The sequence below is a fragment of the Bifidobacterium sp. JNUCC 75 genome, assembly GCF_054819865.1.
In genome coordinates, this window is the sequence record NZ_JBTHIF010000001.1 from 2,173,386 (window position 1) to 2,199,355 (window position 25,970).

The 25,970-nt window shown below is 52.6% G+C and carries 23 protein-coding genes; 3 read left to right on the plus strand and 20 right to left on the minus strand.

Annotation, left to right across the window (positions count from 1 at the left end; translation table 11 throughout):
• Positions 1 to 636: 636 nt before the first annotated feature.
• Positions 637 to 2,217 (minus strand): ATP-binding cassette domain-containing protein, encoded by a 1,581-nt coding sequence (locus ACVWNW_RS08685; RefSeq protein WP_454482241.1) that lies wholly within the window; start codon positions 2,215 to 2,217, stop codon positions 637 to 639.
• A gap of 1,163 nt (positions 2,218 to 3,380) precedes the next feature.
• The gene (locus tag ACVWNW_RS08690) at positions 3,381 to 4,190 is read right to left on the minus strand and encodes an alpha/beta fold hydrolase (RefSeq protein ID WP_211120591.1); all 810 of its coding nucleotides are present in this window, start codon (positions 4,188 to 4,190) and stop codon (positions 3,381 to 3,383) included.
• Positions 4,191 to 4,846: 656 nt separating this feature from the next.
• On the opposite strand from ACVWNW_RS08690, the gene ACVWNW_RS08695 reads away from it, so the two are divergent.
• Positions 4,847 to 5,863 carry an alpha/beta hydrolase family protein gene (locus ACVWNW_RS08695; RefSeq protein WP_461196359.1) on the plus strand — a complete coding sequence of 339 codons (1,017 nt, stop codon included), beginning with the start codon at positions 4,847 to 4,849 and terminating at the stop codon, positions 5,861 to 5,863.
• A gap of 68 nt (positions 5,864 to 5,931) precedes the next feature.
• On the opposite strand, the gene ACVWNW_RS08700 is transcribed toward ACVWNW_RS08695, so the two are convergent.
• From ACVWNW_RS08700 to ACVWNW_RS08720, 5 genes are all read right to left on the minus strand, one after another.
• Positions 5,932 to 6,606, minus strand: a complete 675-nt coding sequence (locus tag ACVWNW_RS08700; protein ID WP_454482245.1) for a response regulator transcription factor — start codon at positions 6,604 to 6,606, stop codon at positions 5,932 to 5,934.
• Positions 6,603 to 7,883 carry a sensor histidine kinase gene (locus ACVWNW_RS08705; protein ID WP_461196360.1) on the minus strand — a complete coding sequence of 427 codons (1,281 nt, stop codon included), beginning with the start codon at positions 7,881 to 7,883 and terminating at the stop codon, positions 6,603 to 6,605. Before ACVWNW_RS08705 ends, ACVWNW_RS08700 begins: the two co-directional genes overlap by 4 nt.
• Before the next feature lie 108 nt (positions 7,884 to 7,991).
• A complete protein-coding gene (locus ACVWNW_RS08710) occupies positions 7,992 to 8,792 on the minus strand; it encodes an ABC transporter permease (RefSeq protein WP_454482249.1) in 801 nt (266 codons plus the stop codon).
• Complete coding sequence (locus ACVWNW_RS08715; RefSeq protein WP_454482251.1) at positions 8,789 to 9,640, minus strand: ABC transporter permease; 852 nt, start codon at positions 9,638 to 9,640, stop codon at positions 8,789 to 8,791. Before ACVWNW_RS08715 ends, ACVWNW_RS08710 begins: the two co-directional genes overlap by 4 nt.
• Positions 9,637 to 10,656 (minus strand): ABC transporter ATP-binding protein, encoded by a 1,020-nt coding sequence (locus ACVWNW_RS08720; RefSeq protein WP_454482253.1) that lies wholly within the window; start codon positions 10,654 to 10,656, stop codon positions 9,637 to 9,639. Before ACVWNW_RS08720 ends, ACVWNW_RS08715 begins: the two co-directional genes overlap by 4 nt.
• A 352-nt stretch (positions 10,657 to 11,008) precedes the next feature.
• On the opposite strand from ACVWNW_RS08720, the gene ACVWNW_RS08725 reads away from it, so the two are divergent.
• Positions 11,009 to 11,812 (plus strand): MerR family transcriptional regulator, encoded by an 804-nt coding sequence (locus ACVWNW_RS08725; RefSeq protein ID WP_454482255.1) that lies wholly within the window; start codon positions 11,009 to 11,011, stop codon positions 11,810 to 11,812.
• A gap of 84 nt (positions 11,813 to 11,896) precedes the next feature.
• Positions 11,897 to 12,424: a VOC family protein gene (locus tag ACVWNW_RS08730; protein WP_454482257.1), complete on the plus strand. Its 528-nt coding sequence runs from the start codon at positions 11,897 to 11,899 to the stop codon at positions 12,422 to 12,424.
• 221 nt (positions 12,425 to 12,645) lie between these two features.
• On the opposite strand, the gene ACVWNW_RS08735 is transcribed toward ACVWNW_RS08730, so the two are convergent.
• The 13 genes from ACVWNW_RS08735 to ACVWNW_RS08795 all read right to left on the minus strand — a co-directional run bounded on the left by ACVWNW_RS08735 (position 12,646) and on the right by ACVWNW_RS08795 (position 25,749).
• Entirely contained in the window at positions 12,646 to 13,275 is a 630-nt protein-coding gene (locus tag ACVWNW_RS08735; RefSeq protein WP_454482259.1) for a response regulator, read from the minus strand.
• On the minus strand, positions 13,272 to 14,654 hold the full coding sequence (locus ACVWNW_RS08740) for a sensor histidine kinase (RefSeq protein ID WP_454482261.1): 1,383 nt from the start codon (positions 14,652 to 14,654) through the stop codon (positions 13,272 to 13,274). Before ACVWNW_RS08740 ends, ACVWNW_RS08735 begins: the two co-directional genes overlap by 4 nt.
• Before the next feature lie 117 nt (positions 14,655 to 14,771).
• Positions 14,772 to 16,397 carry an MFS transporter gene (locus ACVWNW_RS08745; protein WP_198208556.1) on the minus strand — a complete coding sequence of 542 codons (1,626 nt, stop codon included), beginning with the start codon at positions 16,395 to 16,397 and terminating at the stop codon, positions 14,772 to 14,774.
• 509 nt (positions 16,398 to 16,906) lie between these two features.
• Positions 16,907 to 17,311 carry a DUF2511 domain-containing protein gene (locus ACVWNW_RS08750; protein ID WP_015021789.1) on the minus strand — a complete coding sequence of 135 codons (405 nt, stop codon included), beginning with the start codon at positions 17,309 to 17,311 and terminating at the stop codon, positions 16,907 to 16,909.
• 17 nt (positions 17,312 to 17,328) lie between these two features.
• Entirely contained in the window at positions 17,329 to 18,228 is a 900-nt protein-coding gene (locus tag ACVWNW_RS08755; protein WP_454482264.1) for an ATP-binding cassette domain-containing protein, read from the minus strand.
• A gap of 31 nt (positions 18,229 to 18,259) precedes the next feature.
• On the minus strand, positions 18,260 to 19,018 hold the full coding sequence (locus ACVWNW_RS08760; protein ID WP_454482266.1) for a murein hydrolase transporter LrgB: 759 nt from the start codon (positions 19,016 to 19,018) through the stop codon (positions 18,260 to 18,262).
• Positions 19,015 to 19,632 (minus strand): hypothetical protein, encoded by a 618-nt coding sequence (locus ACVWNW_RS08765; RefSeq protein WP_454482268.1) that lies wholly within the window; start codon positions 19,630 to 19,632, stop codon positions 19,015 to 19,017. Before ACVWNW_RS08765 ends, ACVWNW_RS08760 begins: the two co-directional genes overlap by 4 nt.
• Before the next feature lie 107 nt (positions 19,633 to 19,739).
• On the minus strand, positions 19,740 to 20,585 hold the full coding sequence (locus tag ACVWNW_RS08770; RefSeq protein ID WP_454482269.1) for a hypothetical protein: 846 nt from the start codon (positions 20,583 to 20,585) through the stop codon (positions 19,740 to 19,742).
• A 14-nt stretch (positions 20,586 to 20,599) separates the two neighbouring features.
• Positions 20,600 to 21,196 carry an RNA polymerase sigma factor gene (locus ACVWNW_RS08775; RefSeq protein WP_454482271.1) on the minus strand — a complete coding sequence of 199 codons (597 nt, stop codon included), beginning with the start codon at positions 21,194 to 21,196 and terminating at the stop codon, positions 20,600 to 20,602.
• A 201-nt stretch (positions 21,197 to 21,397) separates the two neighbouring features.
• Positions 21,398 to 21,931, minus strand: a complete 534-nt coding sequence (locus ACVWNW_RS08780) for a ClbS/DfsB family four-helix bundle protein (RefSeq protein WP_144177066.1) — start codon at positions 21,929 to 21,931, stop codon at positions 21,398 to 21,400.
• A 312-nt stretch (positions 21,932 to 22,243) separates the two neighbouring features.
• Positions 22,244 to 23,629: an ABC transporter permease family protein gene (locus ACVWNW_RS08785; RefSeq protein WP_454482273.1), complete on the minus strand. Its 1,386-nt coding sequence runs from the start codon at positions 23,627 to 23,629 to the stop codon at positions 22,244 to 22,246.
• A gap of 32 nt (positions 23,630 to 23,661) precedes the next feature.
• Positions 23,662 to 24,393, minus strand: coding sequence for an ABC transporter ATP-binding protein (locus ACVWNW_RS08790; protein WP_229281689.1), 732 nt, complete (start codon positions 24,391 to 24,393; stop codon positions 23,662 to 23,664).
• A 315-nt stretch (positions 24,394 to 24,708) separates the two neighbouring features.
• Complete coding sequence (locus ACVWNW_RS08795; RefSeq protein ID WP_454482276.1) at positions 24,709 to 25,749, minus strand: zinc-dependent alcohol dehydrogenase family protein; 1,041 nt, start codon at positions 25,747 to 25,749, stop codon at positions 24,709 to 24,711.
• Positions 25,750 to 25,970: the final 221 nt, after the last annotated feature.

Here is a 25,970-nt window from a genome sequence, read left to right on the forward strand (position 1 = left end):
GTTGGTTGATGACTGTGTACCTGCATCATCGAGGCCTGCGCACGCCTGACACCCTCACGCTATCAACCAAACCCCTCACCCGCCAAAAATTCCTCTGTCTAAAGTCTTTGACATCCTTGTTTTTCAAGGATTATCGGCATAGATCAGCCTAAATGCAGGTTGGGGAAACACTCCGGACAGGTTATCGGCACAGCACCAAACATGCTCACATCCTATTGCCCATTACCAAGCTGCTGATCCCGGCGGAGGCGGACGTACCAGTTCATCTCGTCTCGGTTAGTTCTCGGAACACACTAGTATCGGCAGTATTCCAGTCGTTATTAACAACAGTTACGGGCAGCTAGCATGTACACGTACAGTAGCTTTTCTCAACAAGATGTTGCTGGTTCAAATCACGCCGGCACGGCCAAATAACAACGAACCCGAGGTTTTAAGCCATGGAATTATTTGTATTCCCTGACGTTGGGCGCGTATTTGGTATAACACCGGCCTTCCGGTGTTATTCGTTCTTTTCTGCACCGCGCTGTTGCGGATTGGGAGTGGCATATTTATATGAAGGGCACAATGCAACCGGAATTTCACTAACTCGCGTCCCCTACCCTTCACACCCATATCGGGCTGCCGGATGTCCCGCGATCATTCGACCTCCCAGCGAATCGAACTTACAGCGTCCAGCAGGCCTTCATCGTGGGAGACGACCACTAGGGCTCCCTGGTAGGGTGTCAGCACCTCGGCTAGAGCTGCCTGGGAGCGAAGGTCCAGATGATTGGTCGGTTCGTCCAGAATCAGTAGCTGGGGATGTTTCAAGAATCCCAGGCACAGCAATAGTTTGCGGCCTTCGCCCGCAGAGAGTTCGTGACCGGCCAGGAGATCTTCTGGGTCAGCGTTGAGCTGGGCGTATGCCGTCATCAGTTTCTTTCGCTGAGTCCCCGGCAGCGCGACTGCGTCCTCCAAGGCCTTGTGTATTCGTGCCGAGCCAATGATCTGAGGCAGGATCAGGCGCGGTAGATCCGCGGGCAGACCGGCGACCAGCAGCTCGAGCAATGTGGATTTGCCTCGTCCATTCGGCCCACTGATGCCGATGTGGTCTTTCGGCCCGATGCTGATGGTCTCTATGGCTGGACCATGCTGGCTGTCTGCCCCTCTGTCTGTAGCTGCATTCCCGCGCAGATACAGGCGGAAGTCTTCGACACCATGCCTTTCCATCCAGTCACTTAGGTCGCCGCCATCAACCCGGACCAATTCACGTTTGTGGCTGGCTTCGGCCTGCAGGCTCATGCTCCCGTCATAGCGTTTAGCGGCAGTCTGTAGGTCGGCGTTCTTTCTGCTGGTTGCGACGATGCGCGCTTCAGCTTGCCGGTAGCTGCGGGCAGCTGCCGTTCCCGAGGCCCCGGGTTTAGCCAGTTTGTGAGTGTTCCGGGCGTCGTGGTCGTGTGGGTCGATTCGGCCTCCCTGCTGTCTCAGAGCATCTACATGCTGGAGTTTCTGGAAGCGGGCAGCCTTGAACCGCTTGAGCCTGCTCAATTCCCGGCGGTTGCTATCCAATTCCTCCTGGGCGTGACGGTCTTCAGCCTTCTCCTGCTCCTCGATCTGCGCCAGCCTGCCTTTGAACTGGGTCAGCGTCTGCACATTGCCGGCCTGCATGTGACGTGTGCGGAAGACCAACGACCTGGGGCAGCTGGCATCAATCAGGGCCCGGTCGTGAGAGATTAATAGACCGATGCCTGCGAAGCTGTCCATGGCCTGGCCGATACGAGTCCTGGTCACTTCATCCACATGGTTGGTCGGCTCGTCCAGGACCAGCAGGTCAGGTTCCCGGCTGAGGGAGCAGGCCACTTGCAGGCGCTTCGCCTCACCGCCGGAGAGGGTCGGATACCGGTAGACCCAATCGTCTGCTATGCCCAGGGTCCGCCTGATGGCAACGGCCCGCTGTGACCAGTCGTTGGCAAAATCGTCCAGGTTATGCGGTTGCTCGGCGATGTCCTGGGGGCAGTATTCGCAGACCAGGCTGCTTGGTTTCGGGCTGATGCTTCCCTGGGTCGGCGATAGGCGTCCGCACAGGAGCAGAGCCAAGGTGGTTTTACCGCAGCCGTTATCGCCAAGCAGGGCGGTCCAGCCCCGATCCAAGGTCGCGGACAGATGCTCGAAAATGGCGGATGGGCTGCTCGTATAGGCGAAGCCGAGGTCGGTGATGGTGATGATACTAGGGTTCGACATGGGTTTCCTTCTGATGGTGATGCGGTTTGGTTCATCATCAGGGGAATCGTCGGCTGTGACTGGTCGATCAGTTTCTCAGCCCGTCAACTTGTAGCTGCGGTCCACTGGCATCATGTGGGCATTATCGCAGTGGATCTGGTGAATGCGGGTGACAGAAGTTTTGGCCTGAGGACTCCCCTGCCGGGGACAGTCGCCGTTAATTACTGGGGAGTTCATGCTTCGGCCACTTCATTAGGACGGAAGACTGTAAACAAAACTCACCAATTTTGACGGTCTATGCCGACCGCCTGGGCAACCGTCTCATCACAGACGCAAGTCGAAGTCCTCTTTCACTTGGACCACCTTGGCATATGGGGCAGCCCCTCCGAATAGCTTTCTTCGCTCAACTTTAGCCCAGAACCTCCCCTTTTGCATGGAGTTACGTCCAGATACTGGTTTCCGGGTTGCTTGTAGCAGACCGGTCCTCGAAGTCGGCAGGATTCTTATTCTCATCTTTAGGCCCTTGCGGATCTGAAAGCTGATCGGACTGATAGATGGTAAGGGCTGAAGTCGCGACTCTCCTATGGAGAACCGTTTATGATTGCTCCCGTATCGGGCAGAGCACGCATATCTATCTGAGTAATCTCGCCTGGGATCGAAAAGTTATGACATAGAAAGTGGCAGTCTTCAATCTGCGAATCACCTTTGTCAATGTCACCGTTAGCTGCATTTTATAAAACCCTTGCGCAGCTTCCTTTCCTTTCGAGATAAATGCATGCGTGTTTTCATTTTGCTTCAATGATTCACTGTTAATACTCACTGTTATTCGTGAGAAGTGTCGAATTAAATCATGCAGGCTTATAGAACTAAAATACGCTAAGTCACGAGTTTCCTATTCTGGCCCGTCAGTGTATTCTAGGATTCTGTTTATAAAAACTCCCAATTAGCCCATAGGAGCATCCGTGTGGCCAAGCTGATTGGCATTTTCTGCATTAAAGCTATTTTTGCACGGGATTTTTGGCGTTAAACAAAAAGTTGATTGGTCATTGATTAAATTGCTTACGTAAGAATTTGCTTCTGTGACTTCCGGAAGGTTGTGATAAAAGATTTGAAGAATTACATTTCATGCTTGACGACGGCAAATCAAAAGACAACAATATTTAGCATGCACAATATCTTTCCTTTCAAGGTGTAACCCGTGCGTTCAAATTACGGAGCCAATCGGTAAAAATCTCCTTTATTATTGCTGGCCTATCAAGGTGGAGAGTATGTCCCGCTTTTGATATACACACAAACTCTGCTTCCTGCAAAGTGCAATAAAGAGAGAAAGCATCCTGAAATCCAACCATATTGTCATTTTGACCTGTAACGATTGTTACTGAACCCTTATATGATTTTAAATATTCGGAGGGCTCTTTTGCCAATTTAGGATTTTCAGACAGATATCGGACGATTTCATTGTCTTCGTTAGAGTTTAACCCCGGAAGTATATACTTTTTAAATAGATTGAAGTTATCCTGACTCTCCAATACTACGGTGGCTCTGTATGCCAAGAGTTCATCCTGGTCAATTCTTGAATCCAAATTAGACATATGATAAACGGCTCTCTTAGGCAAGGTTCGTTTAGCTGTTTCTGCCTCAGTTTCTGGTGCAAGTAAAAAGAGTGATTCTATTTGATCAGAAAATTGTTCTGCCAATGCAGTAGCCAATAAAGCACCAAACGAATAGCCGACGATAGCAAATTTACGATCATTGAATTCTTCTTCAATATACTGAATTAAAAATTGAAGAACATCCGAGGCGGATTGTATTACTCCAGCACCGCGGCTCTGTCCCATACCCGGTAAATCTATATAGTACCTCTGCCATTTATTGTCTTCATCAAAATATGATTCGAATGGCATTAAGGAGTTGTGGTCTAAAGGAAACCCATGAAGCATAATAATGGGATAGCCCTTACCGATTTTATTGACATACATTTTTTCAATATTCATGGCTCACTAAGATTCGCCTTTCTTTGATATCCGATATTTTACTCAAAACATTGCAGGCAGCCAGTCTTGGTATGCTGTTGAGTTTTAGTCCTGGAGAGCGTGGCTTAAGGTGTCCCGAAGGAACTGGGAACGCTTTTCCTTCTTCGACTTAGCCTTGAGATCTATGGTCCGGAGAAGCGATTGTGGAAGCCGCACCGAGATCCTTGTCAGATCTTCATCTGATATGTGAGGACGTCCGGCCTTGCTCGGCCCTACCTCACCATGCCAGCTCCCCTTCTCGTATTCTGCCGCCATGCTGTCGAGCATATGGTCGTCTACATTATTGATTTCATTACGCTGGTCTGCGTTGCATTGGTTTGCATTGCACGGTGGTAGATAATCCATACAAATGGAACCATTCTCAAACAATCATCGGCTAATAAGATTCTGACTACCTCTGCCATATGAATAGGAGGACAAATACTTACAAACAGCCGATTACAGCATTGCGATACCGATTAGTTGGCCTGGCTTCATAGCTGTAAAGTTTATAGTTATACAAACAGACAATGGGGTGCCGATCAGGGAGTGAAATGTCCGAAAAACCGGGCGGGACAAAGCCCAAAAGCAATTGGAGGCGGGTCCTTCTTGCCCTGGCAATAGTACTTGTTCTTGTCATGGTAATCATTCTGCCGGGGGCTTCCATTTTGGTCTATGAGGACACCTTCGGAAAACGGTATAACACTCCCGGATGGATGCGTTATGCGCTCGCAGACTTTCCCGGCTTGCGCATGAAGCGGTGCGTCTTCCGGTCCAAGGACGGTAAGGAACTGGCGGGATATCAGTATTCAAGAAATAATCCGAACCAGCCTGGGGACAAGGCTGAGGGCCTTGTGGTCATTGCTCATGGTTTCGGCGGCGGCGGACAGAATACCTACATGGATGTTGCCAACTATTTCACCGCCCAGGGCTTCCTGGTCTTCGCCTATGACGCCACCGGCAACGATGAAAGCGCCGGCAAGTCCGTCAGGGGCCTTCCTCAAGGGGTCGAGGATCTTGACCAAGCCCTTCGTTTCGTGGAGGGTGAGCAATCATATAAGGGCCTTCCTCTTTTCCTGTTCGGGCAGAGCTGGGGAGGTTATGCGGTCGGCGCTGTTCTCAACCTTCACCCAGAGGTCAAGGCTGCAGTCATGGTTTCTGGATTCAATCGTTCAATCGATATGATGCGTCAGCCCGGCAGAAAAATCGCTGGGCCTGCCGTCTCGCTTATCCTGCCCTGCCTGGGTTTATATGAGCATGTAAAGTTCGGGAAGTTTGCTGGCTATACTGCTTTGGATGGCTTGAAGAAATCCAAGGCGGGAATTTTCATCACTCAGAACCGGGACGATCAGGTGGTACCGGTCAGATATAGTTATGACCTCTTCCGTGAGGAATTTCAGTCCAACCCACGATTCCGGTTCCGTGAATACCAGGATCGCGGGCACGCCTATGTCTACTATTCCCAGGACTCGGTGCGATACCGAAAGCAATTCGACCAGGAATACAAGGAGCGCATGAGACAACTGGGTCAAAAGCCTTCTAACGAAAGCTATAACGCATATTCGGCCAAGCATTTCGACAAGTCGAAGGGCTTCGAGCTGGATGTGCCGTTGATGAACCAAATGGCGGACTTCTATCGCCAATATATGGATTAAGCCGTAAAGATACAGCCGGATGCAGCCCTCTTCCATCTACGGATAAGCCCGCTTGCATTCAGTGCTATTCAGTGGTTTGCAATGTTGGCCTGATACCAAAGGACGGCAATGTTGATTCGGTCCCTGACCTTGAGTTTTGCCAGTATGCGGCTGACGGTCTTTTTGACCGAATCAGGCTGCAGCTGAAGATGCTCAGCAATCTCCGCATTCGTCAGGCCTTGGCTAACCAGCGAAGCGACCTCAAGTTCGCGCTTACCCAGCTGGGCGAATTTTTCGCGAGCCTTAGACTCATCACTGGCTCTTGTCTTTGGGACTCCTCTCCTGATCACTTCGGCCGTGATGCGCGGCGTGAGAATTGCATCGCCTGCATGCACCGCATGGATGGCTCTGTTCAGATCGGCTGTCTTGACATCCTTGAGCAGGAAGCCAGATGCGCCTGCCCCTAAAGCTGTGAACGCATAGTCGTCCTCGTCGTAGGTGGTCAGAATGAGAATGCTTATTTCAGGATGGAGCTTTTTGATACGGTTGGTGGCATCCAGCCCGTCCATGACAGGCATGCGCACATCCATCAGAATCACATCGGGCAGAGGCTGTTGATTTTCGGCGGAAGTGGCCAGTTTATCCAAAGCTTCTTGGCCGTTGACCGCCTGTGCTACCACATGCAAGGTTGGATCCTTGGCGACCATGAGTGCCAGTCCCATGCGGGTCGGGCGCTGGTCGTCGACGATCATGACGCGGATCATGCGTTCTCCTTCATGCCTATATCGTTAGCTGACGTTGCAGCTAGTGAGGGTATGCGGGCCTGCAAGGTCCAACCATCAGAACCAGGACCCGAATGGAAGCTGCCACCATGAGCTTGCACTTCGGCCCTTAACCTGGCAAGGCCTGTACCATTGCTACCGATATTGTCGGCTTCGTTATTCAAGATTCGTCCATCATCGCGAACGGTGATATCTATGCCCCCCTGGCTGTCGTGATCCCAGGAGACCACAATACGGTTAACCTCCTGTCCGTGGCGGAGGGCGTTGGTGATCGCCTCCCTGGTGACAGTGAAGGCAAGGTAGGCCTGTTCGGAATCCTGTGGCCGACGGCCTGTCTCCGTCAGGGCAGTGCTGATGCCGACATGCCGGGCGTGGTCGAGGATGGGTTTGATGTCATCCCAGCTATGCCTCTCCCCTGTGGTTGGCTGTGGGTCGTTTTTTGGATCTGTTTCTGATTGCAGGGCTTTAACAGCCGTTCGGGTGTCATCCAGTCCCTGCCGTGCCAGGTCGTTAATCATCGAGATAGCCTCATCAATTTCCGGCTTTCCGCTGGCATGATCCAGTCCCTCAGATAGGGCGATAATGGCGGTCAAGTCGTGACCCACGCTGTCATGCAGTTGGGCGACAACCCTGGACTGATGCATGGCCTGGTCCCGCTCATGGGCCAAGGTTAGAGCATGCGAGCGCTCCTCCTCCAATGCCTGCTCTGACAAGCGTGATTGCCTTACGGAGCGTGAGAGGAAGGCGACTGTCAGGCAGAGGGCGAAAGTCAATCCAGTCGGATACAGAAGGTCGGTGAAGTGGACATCACGATGCCAATTAGCAGAGAATGCAATGCTGAGCAGGCCCAGAATAGCGGAACTGCCCAGCCCAGCTGCCAGTGATGCCATGCTCTTAGATTCTACCGCGCACGCGTAGAGGCTGACGAGCCAGAGAATGGTCAGGTAGGTGCATCCCGATCCATAGATTGCGGCAGTCAGGGCAAGCAGGCCACTGACCACCAGCAGGGTCGCCATAGGATATAGACGGCGCAGGCATAGGGTGACAAGTGCGAGAACAATAATGACCACAAACAGGGGCAAGCCCCAGCTGGCAGACTTCATGACCTGGTAGAGGGTCTGGTTCGCGCTGCTTGGGACAAGGATCAGCCTGGTCAGCATCCCTGTCTCGTAGAGGGTGCAGAAAAAGACTGCCACGAAGGTCATATATGGCCGGTTCCACAACTGAATCCAGCCTTGAGTCTTCTTGCCTGCTCTCATCGGTGAGCCTCTTCCTGATAACTGCCGGTATTCCATTATGCTGTCAGACACTGTGATGTGCGACCTGGCAAGTGCTGCATCCTCACTTAATTGATGTTGTACTTGAGACTAAATGGCTCTGCGAGCCTGGTGCCGAAATATAAGGAGGCTGATCAACACCCAGAGGATTGCTGCCATAGACGAAGCCACCATAGAGGCCGTAGACGTAATATTGCCCATGTCACGGGCTGCGGATGCAGTGGTGATCAGGGCCAGAGGATAAGGCAGCGCCAAGGACGGTGCGGCAAGCGACAGCGCACAGCCTGCCAGAGTGAGCAGAAACATGATGCTCATAGTCGAGGCAAAGGATTCGGCTCTGGCAGCTATGGCCTGGGTCAGAGTCATAATGGCCCACACTGCCAACGTCATTGGTACGCCACGTAAGAGATAGGGACCGAGTTCCACTGTGCTGAATCCTCCTACAAGAACACCCACGAGTATGAATTCGGATTCGAAGATGGCGACGGTAAGGAGGGAGGCCAGCAGTCCATGCATCACCTTTCCGGCTAGGGCAGTCCCGACCATGCCTGAGGCATTAAGACGCTGCCAGTTTCGTCCCTTATGCTCGTTGGCTTCAACCTGGGCTGCAAAGGCCGCGACCAGGACTGGCATGAAGACCATGCTTGGCAGAAGGATCGCCTGCCCCCAGACCGCAGCCCAGGTCACCCCTTGAGCCTGGAAGTCCGGTTTGTAGCTCTGATACTGGTCCCAACCGTTGAAGATTCCGACGGCGTCGAAGAGCATGGTGGCCAGCCAGTACCAGAGATTGCCGACCTTGCGAATCTCCCATTTGAAGGCGGCGGCGATTGATGGCTTGTGGCGATGCATCGGGGTGATGGTTATAGCGTTTGCAGGGTATTGCCTGTTCATCGGCCTGACTCCTTGACCTTGACGATGAGTGCTGATATTCCCGACCAGATAATGCAGGCCAGAAGGCTAGTCAGGACTTTTGGCCAGGGATTGGCGACCAAGGTCATTCTGGCAAAACCATCAGAGCTGGCTGAAAACAGGAACGGGCTGGCCGCGGAACTGATCCCGGCTGGGAAGAACCAGCCCAGACCCGGCATACTCATCGGGCCCAGTCCAGTCCCGATCAGACCGGCTATCACACCCAGTCCCAGGCCTATGGCCTGCCTTTCGATAGTCAGGGAGAGGGCGAGTTGTATGGCCGTGACAGCCATGGATGAGAAGCAGGCAATCAGTGCCGGAAGGAGTATGTATTCGGCCAGACTGCCCTCGAGATGAAACCCTTGTGCCAAGGCCGTCAACGGTATCCAAGTCAGAGGAATTACGAAGCAAAGTGTAAGCGCGCACCCCGCAACTACGAGCTTGGCAAGAAACATCCCCATCGGGCTCTGGCCCAAGGAGAGCCATTTGAGATCCATGCGCTCGCTGCTCTCCATGACGGCAAGCCGGCTGGTCAGCAGGGCCGCGAGGATAGGTGCCAGCAGGCCTACGGTCTGGAAGATCTCACCTTGTGCAAGGGCTACGGTACGAGTGGCGGGGTTCGAAGATTCAGCTCGTTTCATGAATGCCAAGCCTGACCATGACGAAACCAGAACAATCATGCCCAAGGCCATCCACCAGAATGAGGAGCCTTTCAACTTGCGAAGCTCCATGGAAAGCAGAACAGGTAGCCCTCCTGGATGGGATGAGCGTGGCGGTTTTCCCAATCGAAATTCTTCGGACCGCATGGAGATTGATTCGACAGAGCTCATCGTGTGCTCCTCCGTTTAAGACCGGACAGCTTCATACCACTCTGCGCTACATGGTTCTGTAAGACATAGTTTTGTGGAATATGGTTCTGCGGGTTTTCCACTAGTTCGAGGAAGGCCTCTTCCAAGCTCTTTCGTTCGGAAGCGACACGGTATACCTGCAGACCATGCGAAACCAGTCGATTTACCAGCGACCCGATTTGTGGATCGGGTATCTCGGGAATGCGCAGGGTTGCGCTCTTGCGGATATATTCGTGTTGAATGCCTTGAGCTTCGAGCATCTCTGATGCGAGCCCAGGATCGGACACCCGTAGATTGATATGACCCTCTTCCCGCAGATTTTCCAATGTCCCCTGGTAGAGCAAATGACCATCGGCAATGATGCCAACCACCGGAGCCATCTTTTCAATCTCCGACAGGATATGGCTGCTGATGATGACAGTGACCCCCTCCGAGGCGGCCAAGTCCATAATCATTCGTCGCACCTCGACCACCGCCTCGGCATCCAAGCCATTGGTGGGCTCATCCAGGAGCAGGAGCTCCGGATGCGAGATCAGCGCCATGGCGATGCCCAGCCGCTGCTTCATCCCCAGAGAGTAGGCGCCCGCCTTCCTCTTCTCGTATCCCCGCAATCCAACCTTGGTTAGCACTTCTGATGTAGCTGAAACTGGCAGACCCAGATAATCGGCTACCATGCGGCAGTTGTCCAGGCCCGACAGGCCTGGATAGAAGCTGGGTCCTTCAATCATGGAGCCCACACGGCCCGGCTGGATCGTAGTCTTCTTTCCGACTTGCTGTCCTAGCAGCCACATGCTTCCGGCAGTCGGTTTTGTCAATCCCAGAAGGAGCTTCATGGTGGTCGATTTTCCGGCTCCGTTTGGTCCCAACAGTCCATAGACCCCGCCAGCCGGCACTTGTAGATTCAGCCCATCCACGGCTTTGAAATCTCCATAGGCCTTGACCAGCCCCTGTGTAACCACAGCCAGTTGCGGGTCATTGTTTCCGTCCGTATATGTCATTGTGCCTCCCCTTCCAATCGGAATTCAACTGATTCCTATGCAAGTTCGGCGGATGCAATCCCTCAACGCGGGAAAAGAAACTGTCCCCTGCAGGGGACAAGTCGCTGCTGATGAGGCTGATTTGTATCCATAGGAAAAGAGTCTTGCTGGATTTAGTCGTCTTCATGATTGAATAGGGGCTACTTTGCAAACAAGCAGAACTAAAAGCGTCCTCATCAAGAACCTGTTACTGGGTATTGGGACGCTAGGGTATTGGGACGCTAGGGGCCGGCGTGTGTATGCACTCACTCACCCATCCCCCAGAAAACAAACGATTTGACCTTGACATAATGGCAAGGTTTAGGGTCAAGGCATGACACGCGAAAGTAAATTCAGTGGCGAGGGCAGCAGGAGCGGCTTGAGCATCGGTCAGATGTCTGAGCTTACTGGGTTCAGTCGGAGAATGTTGCGTCACTGGGAGGAGGAAGGACTGATCTCCCCCTTTCGCGACCAGTCGAATTACCGGCATTATCTGCAGGATGACGTCGCACGGCTGGAGCGAATTGTGACCTACAGGGAGATGGGATTCAATGCCAGACAAATCAAGGCATTGCTCGATTGCAAGACACCGCTTGCTTTGGACGAGTTGCAGGGACAGCGCTCGCGAATTGATGAGAAAATCCAGCATCTTAGGAAAGCTGCGGATCATCTGGACCGACTCATAGCCCTTGCCGAGGGAAAGTCAGGTAATGATTCAGTTCCTACGAAGATCGATCAGGAGGACCGGTACTTTTCGGAAGCATACGAACGCTGGGGTGCTAGCAGACAGTGGCTTGAGTATGCGGAGCGAAAAGCTTCCCGCTCCGAACAAGAACAGAAAAAGGACATGACCCGGCTTAAAGACGTGGAAAGTGAGCTTGCACAAGCCAAACAAAAAGGTCTGGCTCCGACATCAGATAAGGTTCTCGAACTGATTGACGAGCATCGGCAGGCTCTGTCATGGTTCCATGTGACGCCGTCCATGCATGTCATTCTGGGGCGGATGTATGTGGCCGACCCGCGTTTCAGGCGCTATTACGAACAACTGGAACCTGGATTGGCGAAATGGATGCTGGTTGCAATCGAAACTGCAGCGCGTGCAAACGGGATAGATCCGGCAACCGCCAAATGGGAGTGACGCAGTCAGTACCTTCCATCTACGTATCAGGTTTTCTGTTTGACAACCCAATTGAAAATCCTTCAATTAAGGAACGAGGTAACCATGCACAACCATGACCAGACCAGAGCTTCTGCTTATACAGGCGCAAGCATCAGTCCCGTGCCGGAGCCGGGAAAGAATGCGGAACCGCCGGAGCCTTATAGGGGCATCTATCTCATGCCCATGTTCATGTGCCTGTATAGCCACGATCTAGAAGAATCAGAGGTTTTCTGGACGCAGGGACTAGGCTTCATCGATTTATACACCATGCCGGGCATGATGATTCACTTGAGGCGCTGGGCCTTTCAGGATGTGCTGATTCGTAAGAGTGGTTCCAATACTGGCGACTCTGATACGGATATGGAGTCCATAGGAAGCCTGAGCGTAGCAGTCACGGAAAAGCAAATCAGCAAGATTGTGGATGCATGCGAGCGCCTTCGTCCTGGCTCCACTTCAGCTCCATTACGTAAGCCGTGGAACTCACTCGAAGCCAGGATTCACACTCCGGAAGGCCTGATTCTTATTCTGACAGCCGCTTTGGCTGTCGACAAACAGAAGGCTCAAGTTTATCTGAACTCGCACGGTCAATGAACAAAGATGAAGTACCTCCCCTACTCGTGATTTGATTGAAAGAGCAACGATTAGATGTCTCGAACGGCCGAATGGAAAATATATAAGACTTATAACGTTTGTTCTTGTATAAAGCCGGTTCTTGCCCCTGGATTCGAAAGAGGCTATCGCTTAAGGGGCTTTCGGTTAGCGGGCTATTGGGTATTGAAGTTAGTCCAGTTATGGAAGTTAGGCCAGCAGGTTTACTGCTCGGATTTCAAGCCTAGAGTTTCGATGGCTTCCGCTACTGCAGCCGTGCGATCGCTGACCTCCAATTTGGCGAAGATCCGACTGAAGTATGTTTTCACTGTTGACTCGCTGATGTATAAGTGTTCTGCGATTTGCCGATTGGTCATGCCTTTGGCGGCCTCGCGCAGCACACGTGTCTCTTGTTCGGACAGTGCTGGTCTGGTCGCAGGGCGCAGCGCCTTGCTGACTGCTTCCGCGGCGGTCGGATTCAGGACAGTGGACCCTGCAACAGTGTCACGGATAGCTTGGGCCAAGACATGAGGTTCTACGTCTTTCAGCAGATAGCCATTGGCTCCGGCTTCTATGGCCGGCAGAATATCGTGGTCGGAATCGTAAGTGGTAAGGATCAATACCTTGGTTTTGGGATAAGAAGCCAGCACTTTCCGGGTGACTTCAGGACCGTTCATATCAGGCATCCGCAGATCGAGTAGCAACAAATCCGGACGTGTTTTCGCTACAGCCTCTATGGCCTGGGCGCCATTACATGCTTCGGCAACCACTTCAAGGTCTGCATGGCGTTTCAGCATGCTGCGTATGCCCTCCCGAACCATGGGGTGGTCGTCGGCCATGACAAGTCGGATCATCTTTCCTCCTTATATAGTCGAGTAGAGTTACCTGGTCTTTCGACAGGAATATTTACAGTTATGGAGGTGCCTTGCCCGGGAACTGAGGTTACCGTACAGCGCCCACCCGCGTCTTGAGCTCGTTTGGCCATATCTCGCAGACCATAGCCATGCCCGGCCTTTTCCATCTCCTGGAAATCCAAGTTTTGAATATCAAAACCACGACCATCATCCTTGATCCGAAGCTGTAACAGTTCCTGCCCTTTCAAAAGCAAGCTCACCTGTACATGCTGGGCATTGGCATGCTTGGAAATATTAGTCAGGGACTCCTGGACTATACGCAGCAGGTTGACCTCGGTCTGCTTAGGCAAGGGCGGCAAGGTTCGTTGAATCCGACACTGTGATTGAAAACCTGTCTTTGCTGCGGTGGCATGCACTGTCCGTTCCAGGGCCGTCTTCAGGTCCCTGCCATCCAGATCAGCCGGTGCCGAATCCGCAATCATTCTTCTGGTGTCATCCAAAGAACCCTTCGACGTGCTGGCGATCATTTCCAAATGCTTCTGAGCTGCAGGTATGTCGTCGATCAGTTCTTCATGAGCTACCCTGGCCAAGGCCAGAATGGAAGTCAAAGACTGGGCGATCGTGTCATGCATTTCGTTGGCCACACGTTCACGCTCGATGGACGCTCCTTCAGCTCTGCTGAGTCTGCGAATCGTCTCTTGTTGAGACTCCATTTTGTCCAGCAGCATTTGATTATGTCCGTTGGTCAAAGCCAGGACATTAAAGGACTTTCCAATCATTGCGGAGAATACCACTACGAGAATCATGAGCATAAGATTGCCGGTTAGATCTGTACTCAAGAACCTTTTCCCAGCCAAGACCATAGCCAAATAGGCTATATTCAGGACTCCTACCAACCCCAGAGCAGGAAGGTAGGAAAAAGCGATAAAGAGTTGTGGCACGATAAACAGCTGAGCCAGAATAGCGGTACCATCCAACCAGGCGCCCATAGGCAGGCAGACCAGCGTCAGCAGGGCAAAAATCCAACCATATGCTCCTGTTTTGCTTACTGGCTGATCTGCCGTTTGCCGGTCAGACCCTTGAGGCTTGTCATATACCCTAGGCAGAACCAAGATCATGAAAAATAGGCAGGGCAATAAGATGAGAAGGCTTGAAACAAGCTTATGGATCATGGTTGCAGTCGAGAAGAAGCAATCGGCTCCTGTTACGCAGCCTGCTTCCACAATGAAATACCAGTTCCAGGTGTTATGAAGACGTCGACGCTGGGCATCGGTTCTTGCGGTCGCGTCAAGTTGTCCGTCGCCGCAATCACCATTTAGATTCATTGAAAGCTGGTCTTGCTGTTGGTTTTCTCGATTAATTCCCTCAGTGATTTTCACTCATGTCTCCCATGACTTGCACACTTATTCACCCTACTGCCAAAATGCCTGTAGAAATCGTCGGGTTTTTCTGTTTCCGAGCCTCGAAACCGGGATCTTCATTGGTTTTTGATTGTCTTACCAGCGAAAATTTGCTTGCCTTTTCGGGGGATACAAGAGAGCCAGGGGAATGAATAGCAAGGACAGGCAACCCATTGCTAGGAAGACCTTGCTGCTACCGCTGGCATAGGAGGCCCTGATCAGAGGCATGATCATATTCCGCATGGATCGGGGCATACTGGCGAATTGTGATTGAGCACCTGCCGAAGTTCCGGATCCAATAGTATCTGCGATGGCTTGCGCTCGGGATGCACTTACTCCGTACTTGCCCAAGGCCTTATGAATATCCAGAGCAAAATAATGGGTACACAATGGTCCAAGCATTGCCATGCCTAAGGCGCCGCCGAAGTTTTTGAAGGTCTGATTGATGGCAGTGACTTCGCCATAAGAGGCGTTGATGGCCCGATTGACCGCATCAGTGGATGATGGCGAGAACATGAATCCGATCCCTGCACCCGCAACCACCATGGAAAGTGACAGCCAGACGGTATTGGAGGGCAGTCCTTTATCGAGCGAACCGGCTGTAAGCGACATGAGGGAGAAACCCGTTGCGGCTATCAAGCCGGCAATCAGCAATACGGGTTTCATGCCATGTCTGTTGAAGAGTTGGGCGCCTAACAAGGCGGAAACCAGGAAACCTAAGAAAAAGTAGAGGATGAATAGGCTGGTTATCAATGTTGACCGGTTGAGTGCAAGGAGGCCATAGACGCTGAGGAAGTACATGATGGGTTGGAAGATCACGGCGGCTACCAACATGGCGAGCTGGGAAATGTCGAATGGTGGGTTGCGGAAGATTCTGAGTTTAATGATTGGATTGTCAACGTGCGAATCCCAGAAGCCGAACACCAGGAATAGCACAAGGCTGGCACCAAAACTGGCAATAATGCGCCAATCCGACCAGCCAACGGTGCTGCCCTGTTGAATCGGCACGATCAGAGCTATCATGGCGAGTCCTACGGCCAGGCCGCCAGCCCAATCAATATGCTGACTGCCGTGTTCGGTTGTGGGTGAGTCCTTCGGAATCATCGTGACGATCATGGCGATTGCCGCCAGAGCCAGAGGTAGATTGATGAAGAAGATGTCGCGCCAGGAGTATTGAATCAGCCAAGAGCCCAGAATGGGGCCCAAACATGTCATGGCTCCTGTGATGGCGAAGAACAGAGCCATGTTTCCGGCCCTCTTGTTTTCGGCCGAGTAGGAGAACAGAATACCGATAGCGGCCGGGAACATCATGGCTGAACCAATGCCTTGGAGCGCTCGGGAGAAGATCATCAGCATCAGCGAGAGTGAATTTGCAGGAACAAGTCCGCAACATAAACTGCCCATTCCAAAAAGGAATGTACCTGAAAGCATGATGCGCTTGTAGCCCGCTAGATCAGACAGATGCCCGCAGATGGGGAAAGTGGCGGCCGCAGCCAGCATGTAGGCGTTGACAATCCACTGTATGCCGCTTGCGGTCAGACCCAGACCTGATTGGACTGCCTGACTCGATAAGGAGACGATTGTCGAATCTATGTTGGTCATAGAGACGGCGACAATAAGTCCAATCATGATCAGGCTGAGTTTTTTGTGATTGATAGGAGGTTGTGAACCCTCAATCACTGGCAAGGGGTCTTCTTGTCTCTTGACTTCGCAATCTTGCATGCTGTCTCTCTTTCGTGTTCGCGCAATTGGTATCGCCGTAATCTGCTTTGGAGGCGCTACACCATGAGAGTAAAAAGATCTGCTCGCTTCTTATGTCATCCCAGTCGCTATATCTCTGTCCCCCATTCGGATGACATGTTGACTGCTGTGTCAGAGCTGGGACTAGAAGATCAGCAATACAACTGTTTGCGGAAATCGAAAATCGGACTGTGTGAGTTATAGGGCCGTCTGGTACTGGCAAAAGCACTGTCTTGCAGTTTATCGAGCGATTTTATGAGCCAATTGGTGGGGGGGGGGAATCAATAGTTATGGCAGGCAGATTACCCAGAAGATCCGTGAGCAACTGCCTTCTCCACTGGCCAATGTGAGCGGGATTCGCCTGACGCTATGAATGAGTAATATCAGCGACAGACAATGCAATGTGAGGACATTCTCCACGCGGTCAACCTGGATGACCTGTCGTCATTGTTGCCCACCGTTTGGCTATCTGTTGGGCACTGTAAATTGGTTTATTTTGATATGTCGCAGACCGAGAAGGCGAAACTCATCAGAGTTCCTACTGACTTACTCTTATCTGATTTTAATGTTTCAATGCTTTTGAGATTCTCATTGTCTTGTACCTGGTTCAGCGCGTACTGTGCGCCATCTGAGGTGGTAAAGCGGAGGATGGGGTCTCCATGCTTACTGAGCTTGCATGATACGGTGCCCTCATCTACCTTGAGAGGCCAGGTGTGTCCCAGATTTTCTTTGGAAATTGTTTGTGGGTTACTGGTAGCTGCAACCCTGTTGCTTCCATCAGTGGAATATTCTTCAGGGTGCCTCATGCCATCAGTGCAGCCGCCAACCCCTACTGTCAGCATAATTGTGGCGCATATAAGGGAAAGGGTCCTGAGGCTCTGCTTGGTTCGCTTCATAATTGTTCGGCGTTCTTTCATACTTGAGTATTGGGTGTCCTTGTAAGAGGCGGTATCTGCTGCTCACTGGCTAAGGCCATATATCCGTCCTCAAGGTTGGGTGCGGTTTCGACAGAGCCTGCGGGCGGGGTATCGGTGACTATGCGGTACCTTGTCCCCTGTGGGGTGGGTTCCGCGTTGATGATTGTGGCATTATCCGGTGGGGCTGCGATGGGGGGCGTGACCCAGGTGTGACCGGCGGCTTCACGGATCAGCCCCTCTGTTGGCCCGTCATACTGTTTGCGCCCGAAACGTAATACGCACACCCAAGGGCAGGTTTGTGCAATATCATCGAGTATGTGGGTGGAGAGGATAACGGTTCGATCCTGTCCCAGTTGGGCAAGGAGTGTGCGGAACCGCATGCGCTCTTCGGGATCCAACCCTGCTGTGGGCTCGTCGACTACCAGCAGCTGGGGGTCGCCCATAAGGGCCTGTGCGATGCCAACCCTGCGCCTCATACCCCCGGATAGGCCCCGGATAGGTAGGTTCATCGCGTCTTCCAATCCCACTTGTCCCAGGAGGGTATGTGCCTGCTCCTGCCGTACGTGTTTGTCGTCAATCATTTTCAAGATGCCGATATAATCAAGGAATTCAAGTGGCGTCAGGTTGTCGTAGGGGGTGATGTGCTGAGGAAGATAACCCAGGTGTCGTTTTAAATTTCGCCTATTGGCCGGCGATGACAGGTCTTGCCCATCAATAATAACTTTCCCTTTAGTCGGTTTGATTATTCCTGTGAGAATGCGCATGAGAGTTGTTTTGCCGGCACCATTTTGACCAATAAGCCCTATCATGCCCTGTGGAAGATCAATGGTCAGATCGTTCAAAGCGGCCGGTCTCCCCCGAAAATCCTTGGTCAGATGGTCAATAGAGATAAACATGTGAGTAATTCCTTTCAAAGTCAGTGGATAGTCAGACCCGAACTTTCATGTGGTTGGAGGCTATGTTTGCGCCAGTGAAGAGAAGGAAGATAATACACGCCTGCCAGAGCAAGGATATGACTCCCGATTGGACGGTAAAGGGGCCGTTCGCCGGTACGTACATAGGATCTGTGTGGAACCATCCCTGCGCAATGGGATCACCAATAACGGCCAGAGGGCCACCGTTGAGCGTTGGAAGTGGTAAGAGGGGGGTATAGAAAGCCAGCCAGGCCCATACCAGGACGGCAAGAATTCGGGCTACGATTGTGGGCAACAGGGCTCCTAGCAGGGCGGATATCCCCATAGCGATCAGCATTGATGGTGAGAGTATGACAAGTGCTACTGCCAGGGCCACGAGTATTGCCTTACCGTTGCCGTGGATGGCTTGATGGACCGCGATCAATACAAGGAAAAGCAGGGAAGACGATATGCAGACAACCAAGGCTCCCAAGACATGAGCCGAGCGGATGACTGCCATCGGCAAGGGGGAGGTGGATTCAAGTTCGTCCATACCTGTTCGCCTGCCGGCGGTCATAAGGTCGCTAAAAGATGCTGCGTATGCCAATGGGGTGAACATAGCAAGAACCTGTCCCGTAAAGACCAGACCATCTATGTTGCTGAATCCAGGTGACATAGGAGAGGCATAGGCCAAAAAGAGGGCGAAGATCGCCAGCGGTATGCTGGCTATCCACAAGGCTTTGCGCCGATAAAACATCAGTAGCGTGATGCGTACAAGGCTCAGTATCCTCATAGGGTTGCCATCTTTATAACATTGCGCTCCGCATCATTGCAGATTTTCCATCCGAAGATGGCTCCTGCTGTTGCAATAAACATTGGGAGAAGTCGTTGCCGGACCGGATCGGTGATGTATGGATCCCATATAAAACATAAAAACAGCCAAATAGCTATGGAAGCCAGCGACGATGTTGGCATAGACGTGGTGAGTACGGCTATAAGGAAAACCAGACAGTTGACAATGAATATACTGCCAACCGGGGTAATGATGCTCACCCATCCCATATCACGTGGCCAAAGCCGCATCATATGCAAGCCGATAAAAAGAAGACCTGCGGCAGCAAGAAATGCTCCGGTAATGATAAGCAGCCTGGTCACTTGAACTTTCCGCCATCCAGTTGGAGTTGACTCAGCAAGTTCAACGATTGGGTCACCATTGAGCACAAAAGCTGTAGATAGGCCAGCAGCAATTACTGGCACCTGAGTAAGAACCATCATAACTGGCCGTATGCGGCTCAATGACCAGATGCCCTCCAGTACGAAGCCCGCAAGAAGGATACCTGCGGTCAGTATGAATGGCAGTAATACCAGCCTATAAAGCCTCTTGAGCTGTATACCTACGAAAGCCAACCTCGTCCACCTTCCTCATATCTGGTTTTGGCCTCGGCTGCCGCCAGACATTGCTCGCTACTCGTTCCGTCTGCTTAGTTAGTAGCGAGAGAGGATGGAAAGGTTCATTAATTTTTATCTCCACCGGCGAGTCGAGTATGCCAGGCAAGAGGGGCTGTAAGGATAACAGCAGATATGAGTCCCACTGTAACGAGGATGAACCCTGCCCAGGCTGCGGCGGTAGTGGGTGCCGAATTGACCCATGCCGGTAGGAAAAATGATGACCTAAAGTTCTGCAAAGTTCTCAATAGTGGTGCAAGTACTCCTAAGAGCAGTGCAATCCAAGAGCATTGCCATATGCATAAGAGGGCCACGATATTCGCCAGGAGTGTTATGGGGGCTATCGTTTGGGCAATAACTGGCAGGGGTCTTATTCCAGGGTTGATTGCAGTGACAATCAATAAGGCTACTCCCCCGACGACAATGTTGGAGATAAAGGCCAGCAATAGCCTAGTAGCTACTACAACTTGAGGTCCCAGGGGCATACTGAGCATTAATTCACGATCATCTTTAATGGAAAAGACCAGGATCATGGTCAGTGCCATGTTGAGCATGAGCATATTTGAAAAGATATGCATACCGAGACTGCCGTAACGTGCGCCTTGCATAACGTTGCTAATTAAAACAGAGCACGCTGCTATCGCAATTTCCACTAGTAAGATATATCGCGGTATGAGGCGGAATTGTGCCAGAACAAGTGGGCCACAGGAACGCACTCGACGCATGAATGGTATCGGTTGATCCGTTGCCAGCGACGGCTTCTGGTGGATGGCCTTCATTACGCTAGTAAAAGTCGGAACTGCCGGCTGGGCATTTTGCTCTTTCTCTCTAAGAACCTCCTGAACTTCACCCTGGTATTGTTCGGTAACTGAGCTTGTGTCATCTGGGCTTGTGCTCTTATATCGGTCTGCCATAATCACCCCTTCAATTATCTCTGGCTCTGCAGTTTTTGGGTTTTGACTGGAGCGAGGTCGGTCAACTGCGGGCGCAGGATCTGTCTTGCCCGAGCAATGCGAGATTTCACAGTCCCGACCGGAACGTCGAGCAGGGAGGCTATTTCCTGGTAGGGTAACTCGTGGAGCCAAGCCAGGGTTACCGTATATGCCATTTCTGCTGGGAGTGCATCAATCCTTTGCCGTATTATTTCCATCGTCAGGTCCTTATTGACCAGTTCTACAGGCTCCAGCTGATCATCGGTTATCGAGTCAAGTTCCACCTGATCCATTTGGTCAGGTGGTTTCGGTTTGCGACGTTTCATATAGATTTGCCGTCGGGCAATGCTGAGTATCCAGGTAAGCACCTTGCTGTCTGCACGGAAGGTTTTTGAGGAACGCCAGCAGCCCAGCCAAGTGTCAGCAAAAACTTCGCTGGCATCCTCATCATCGGATAATCGCAAGGAAATAAAGGTTTGGACGGTATGCGCATACTTATTGTAAAGTGCTTCAAAAGCCGATTCATTTCCGTCAGCCACCATCTTGATCAGCCTTATATCATCAGTATCTGGATCAATGCGAGATCGTTTCACTGATGATGTCCTTCTCCGTATTGTCTACATCCCAGATATCGTCTTGCGTACTGCTATGCAAGCGATTATCGCGGTTATGCTTCATTGCTATTACGAATATGCTGAGATGCTGCTTCTGGGGTCGCCCATACTGTGAATCTGGTCGCATGGCAACCCATTACTGTCTTGTATGAAACTGATTCTTTTCAGGTATCCTAGCGCTTATTTGCGCCCCTTCAAGTACTTCCGTATCTTCTTCAGGGCCCAGTCGTAATGGCTGGAGGTTGAAGAGATGAAGGCAGAGCCCAAGGTAGAGTTTCCTGTCCATGGGAGGGCGCCCTTGGTGAATAGCTGCTCGTTGGTGAACGATTGCGCCAGGGCCATGACCTTCTTATGGGATTCGATAAACAGGTTCAAGGCCTGATCATAGGTGGTGTCATCATGCTTGTCCCGCAGCTTCACATTCATCTCGCCGTAATTGCGCCAGTTGTAGCCGTCAGGAAGAAAGTCGTGGGTCCTGCCCTGCTGGTTGTCCTCCACCCAGTTCAACAACAGCTGATGCCACTCGTAGAGATGGACGAGCACATCCTTGATGTTCCTGTCGCGTGCCCAATGGGCCCCCTTCTCCTTGCTCAGATCGAAGGAAAAGCGGCCATTGCGTTCTTCAGGTGTCAGTGGCTCAAGCAGCGCCAGGAGTTTGTCGAAGCCATCATCAGCCGTCTTGATGAGTTCTTCCTTGGTAGTAGGTCGCGCCATGACGGTCCTCCGTTTGTCTCTGGTCGACAAGATTTGACTGGTTGATTGTCACCGGTCTCGGTTTGCCATCGACTGTACCCTATATGGGCCTTGCAAATGCTCGTGTGTAGGAAATCGTCGCATACTCCTGTGTTTACCTGTATTGGTGGAAAGCCATCAAGTGCTCACAGTTGTATCTACCAATTAAATTCATCAAGCCGAGCGCTGCATATACCGACTTAATTTATTTAACAATAGACATGGAGGAATGACAGAGGTCGGCAGGCCCGCTGTGGCTCAAATATGTATTCGCGTGCATGCAGCGAGGCTTTATTATTCGCCGATGGCATGAGATATGACACTGACTGAGTTCTCGAACCTGGTGGTCAGAGCTTGGATTCCTGTGGCTGCGGCACCAAGCAGGGATACGATGAGCACCACTACGATCCATGCGCCCCATTGCACGCTCATCTGTGCTTTGCCCATGAAGCGTGAGAGCATGAAAGTCAGGGATGAGGTGCAGAGCAATGTGATGACCAGGGAGAACAGTGCGCTGGTAATCATAGTGATGATGCCGTCAAGCGCGCCCAATACTCTGAGCTGGCCGATTCCAGCACCTGATACGTAGGTCAGCGCCAGATCAAGTCCTCTGCCTTTGGAAGTGATCAAGGTGCCTGCAATTGCACCTGTTATCGCGATGATTATTGGCGGTCCAGTGAGCGCCAAGAGACTCGCAAACATGTCTGTGGTCGCCGGAACGCTGCCTGGTGTGTGGGGAAAAGCGACTAGCAAGGTGGTGATCATTGTGCTCAACCCTCCGCTGACGGTCATCAGCAATGATAGACCCGCAGTCATCGGGATTATCGTCGCTCCCTGGCGCTGTATGCTGCCGACAGCCTGTTGGCCTGCCAGCCTCCAGGTTCTGGATGGCAACGCTACAATACGCGTCCATGTCGCCGTGAAGCCGGGCAGGAGATATGGCGCGAAAGCTGCCAGCGAAAATATCAGGAGGAACATGCCGCCCATGGCGAAGGCGAGAAATACCGTCATCCGATCTGGAGCGGCATCGCTGCTCATCTGACTGGCACGAGGGTTAGTTGCAAGTGCAAAAGCTGGAATCAGCAACATGCAGCCAGCACCAATCAAGCATACGATTCCCAGGAGGAAGCGGAAGACGCCTATCCGCTTTGGCGGATTCTGGGATTGCCTGAGGGCTTCCATTGGTCGTATTTTCGAGAGCGAACGGATAGTCAACAAGGTGCTTATGAAGATGGGCGCAGCGCTGAAAGCGAGGCCTTTGCCTAGCGAATCGAACAGGTGGCTGCCGGCATAGGTCAAATGCAAATCAAATGGATTTGTCACCATGGCGAAGGTCAAGGGCGTAATCACCGGCAGCAAAAGGCAGGTGGCTGCAATGGACAGGATGAATAATCCCATGACTATCAGCAGATTCCAGGCCAGCAGTTGCCAAGGCAGAGCGCCTTGCAAAACCATGAGCGCCAGTTGATGCCGGCGTTGATTCAGTGCTGAATTCATGACCCATAGCAGCACAGCTATGGTGATGATCACGCTGAATGCCAAGGCAGGACCAGTGTATGTGGATCCAAGTACCTGCTCCGGGCCCTGATAGTCCTGATCAATGATCGTGGCGATCGCGATGAGGGAGCAGATGACAGTCTGGGATACGACCATGGCCAGCAAGACGGCGCTCCAGACCATGGGCGCTGCTTTGAGTTCGGACAGAGCGCCTCTCATGCCATGGGCGCTTTCGCAGAGAATGACTGGCTGATTCGGCCATCGCGCACGGCAAACAACCGATCGCACTGACCTGCCACTTCATTGCTATGCGTCACCAGTATGATGGTTTTCTTCTCGTGGTTGGCGAGTTCCTTCAGCACCGATATGACCTTTTCTCCGGATTCCTGATCCAGGGCGCCAGTCGGCTCGTCCGCGAATACCACGTCTGCGTCGGATAACAGGACGCGGGCCAGGGCAACACGTTGCTGCTCGCCGCCTGACAGCAGGGTGACGCTTTGCTTTTTCTGATCGATCAAGCCAAAGTACTTCAAGAGTGAATCCGCCGTCTTTCTGGGAAAGCGGGATCCGCGAAGGGTGAATGGCAGAGCCAGATTCTGTTCGACTGTCATGCTGGTGATCAGGTTGTAGGACTGGAATACAAAGCCTAGATGCTGGCGTCTGAACTTGGTCATGGCCGACAGCCCCAGACGGGTTATGTCCTTGCCCAGCAGAAGCACAGTGCCGCTAGTGGCCTTCTCCAGCCCAGCCAGGCAGTACAGCAGAGTTGATTTGCCGCTGCCTGACGGCCCGATGATGCCGGTCATCTCCCCCGGATAGGCAGTGAATGAGATGTCATTGAGAATGGTCAGTGAATCGCCGCGGCGCGGGGAGACCACCATGGACAGCCCCGTAGCTTCAATCGTGGGTGTCGGGCCTCTGCTTTCGCTTACGTTGGGGTTATTCATGGTTGCATCTTTCCCTTGGTTGATCATCGACAACCTTCCAGACCGAGGCATCTACGCTCAGTAATGCTGATTCGCCTCGCAGATGTCATGTGCCCTCGTTCGTCGCTTGCCCCTGTATGACGGTCATCCTTGTCGTCATCAGTCACTTCCATTGATATCAGCGAAAGAAGGGATGAAATACCCTGATTTACCCTGAATTATCCCTGACTCGGCCCTGATTTTTTCGGAGTAAGAGGCATGTTCAGGCAGGCATGCTTACGCGGCGCCACCGGTAATGTCAGCAGCGCCGAGAATCAGCTGATTACTGCTGCAGCCTCATTCGCTAACAAGCAGCAGGGATTTGATGGCGGTGCGCTGGTCCATGGCCTCATAGGCCTCCTGGATGTGATCCAAGGCAAAGCGCTTGGTGAAGACCTTGCCTGGCTGGATGCTGCCCTTGAGCACTTGGTCAAGCAGCAGATGCCTGTCATATGTGGTGACTGCGGCCGTGCCTCCTCGCAGCCCAACATTGCGCCAGAACAGCTGAGAGGTGTCCATGGTAGCCTGCTGCGGTACGCCGACCCTGCCGACTACTGCGCCGGGCCGGGCTGCTCTGACAGCAGTGTCGGTGGACAGTTCGGTGCCCACGCATTCCAGAACTGCATCGGCTCCTGCTCCGTCGGTGAGAGCCATGACCTGCTCCACAGCAGCGTCGCCGCGTTCAGCCACGATGTCAGTGGCTCCGAATTCACGCGCCAGCTTCTGGCGGTCCTCATGCCGGCTCATGGCGATGATGCGTTCGGCCCCACGCAGCTTGGCTGCTATAACTCCGCACAGACCCACCGCTCCATCGCCCATGACCACGACCGTGTCGCCTTCTTTGACCTGGGCAGTTGCGGCTGCATGATAACCCGTGGCCATCACGTCGGAGAGGGTCAGCAGAGAGTTGAGCATATCGTCGCTGTAGTCCTCAGGCCGGCCTGGAATCTGCACCAGCGCCCAATCCGCATTGGTGAATCGTAGATACTCGCTCTGGTAGCCGCCGCTCCCCCGCCTGTCCGGATCAAGGCAGTCACCGTCGAAGCCGGCCCTGCAGGCCGCGCAGTGCCCGCAGCCATGGGTGAATGGCGCTATGACGAAGTCACCAGGTTTGACGTGGGTGACATCGGAGCCCACCTTTTCGACCAAGCCGATGGCTTCGTGCCCTACGTGACTGCCTGAGGGCATTGAGGAAATCCCCCGGTACCACCACAGGTCGGATCCGCACACGCAGGCCCGGACGATCCGAATCACGGTGTCTCCGGGCTTTTCGATGGTCGGCATCGGCGCTTCCTCCAGCTCGATCCGGCCCGGCTTCACAAACTTTGCTGCCTTCATGCTCTGCTCCCCATTCTTCACTACCTGGCGGATCCGTCTGCCAAGTATGCGGATGAAACATAGTCTACGAAGTTCAATCCGCTTGAAGTCAAGTCGATGCCTTATTGTGCGCGATTCACAGAGGTGTGGACAAGATTGTCACACCGGAATACGGTCATTAAGGTGCAGCCATATATAGGTACTTTATAGGGGCCGCATAGGGGTGCTATGTAGAGGTGGCG

Coding starts and splice junctions, on each gene's coding strand:
- ACVWNW_RS08755 (WP_454482264.1), bottom strand. CDS start 18,228: ATGTTTATCTCTATTGACCATCTGACCAAGGATTTTCGGGGGAGACCG.
- ACVWNW_RS08780 (WP_144177066.1), bottom strand. CDS start 21,931: ATGGCGCGACCTACTACCAAGGAAGAACTCATCAAGACGGCTGATGAT.
- ACVWNW_RS08770 (WP_454482269.1), bottom strand. CDS start 20,585: ATGGCAGACCGATATAAGAGCACAAGCCCAGATGACACAAGCTCAGTT.
- ACVWNW_RS08725 (WP_454482255.1), top strand. CDS start 11,009: ATGACACGCGAAAGTAAATTCAGTGGCGAGGGCAGCAGGAGCGGCTTG.
- ACVWNW_RS08715 (WP_454482251.1), bottom strand. CDS start 9,640: ATGAGCTCTGTCGAATCAATCTCCATGCGGTCCGAAGAATTTCGATTG.
- ACVWNW_RS08700 (WP_454482245.1), bottom strand. CDS start 6,606: ATGATCCGCGTCATGATCGTCGACGACCAGCGCCCGACCCGCATGGGA.
- ACVWNW_RS08705 (WP_461196360.1), bottom strand. CDS start 7,883: ATGAGAGCAGGCAAGAAGACTCAAGGCTGGATTCAGTTGTGGAACCGG.
- ACVWNW_RS08750 (WP_015021789.1), bottom strand. CDS start 17,311: ATGAAGCGAACCAAGCAGAGCCTCAGGACCCTTTCCCTTATATGCGCC.
- ACVWNW_RS08795 (WP_454482276.1), bottom strand. CDS start 25,749: ATGAAGGCAGCAAAGTTTGTGAAGCCGGGCCGGATCGAGCTGGAGGAA.
- ACVWNW_RS08735 (WP_454482259.1), bottom strand. CDS start 13,275: ATGATCCGACTTGTCATGGCCGACGACCACCCCATGGTTCGGGAGGGC.
- ACVWNW_RS08720 (WP_454482253.1), bottom strand. CDS start 10,656: ATGACATATACGGACGGAAACAATGACCCGCAACTGGCTGTGGTTACA.
- ACVWNW_RS08695 (WP_461196359.1), top strand. CDS start 4,847: ATGGTAATCATTCTGCCGGGGGCTTCCATTTTGGTCTATGAGGACACC.
- ACVWNW_RS08710 (WP_454482249.1), bottom strand. CDS start 8,792: ATGAACAGGCAATACCCTGCAAACGCTATAACCATCACCCCGATGCAT.
- ACVWNW_RS08785 (WP_454482273.1), bottom strand. CDS start 23,629: ATGGTCTGGAGCGCCGTCTTGCTGGCCATGGTCGTATCCCAGACTGTC.
- ACVWNW_RS08790 (WP_229281689.1), bottom strand. CDS start 24,393: ATGAATAACCCCAACGTAAGCGAAAGCAGAGGCCCGACACCCACGATT.
- ACVWNW_RS08690 (WP_211120591.1), bottom strand. CDS start 4,190: ATGAATATTGAAAAAATGTATGTCAATAAAATCGGTAAGGGCTATCCC.
- ACVWNW_RS08745 (WP_198208556.1), bottom strand. CDS start 16,397: ATGCAAGATTGCGAAGTCAAGAGACAAGAAGACCCCTTGCCAGTGATT.
- ACVWNW_RS08730 (WP_454482257.1), top strand. CDS start 11,897: ATGCACAACCATGACCAGACCAGAGCTTCTGCTTATACAGGCGCAAGC.
- ACVWNW_RS08760 (WP_454482266.1), bottom strand. CDS start 19,018: ATGAGGATACTGAGCCTTGTACGCATCACGCTACTGATGTTTTATCGG.
- ACVWNW_RS08685 (WP_454482241.1), bottom strand. CDS start 2,217: ATGTCGAACCCTAGTATCATCACCATCACCGACCTCGGCTTCGCCTAT.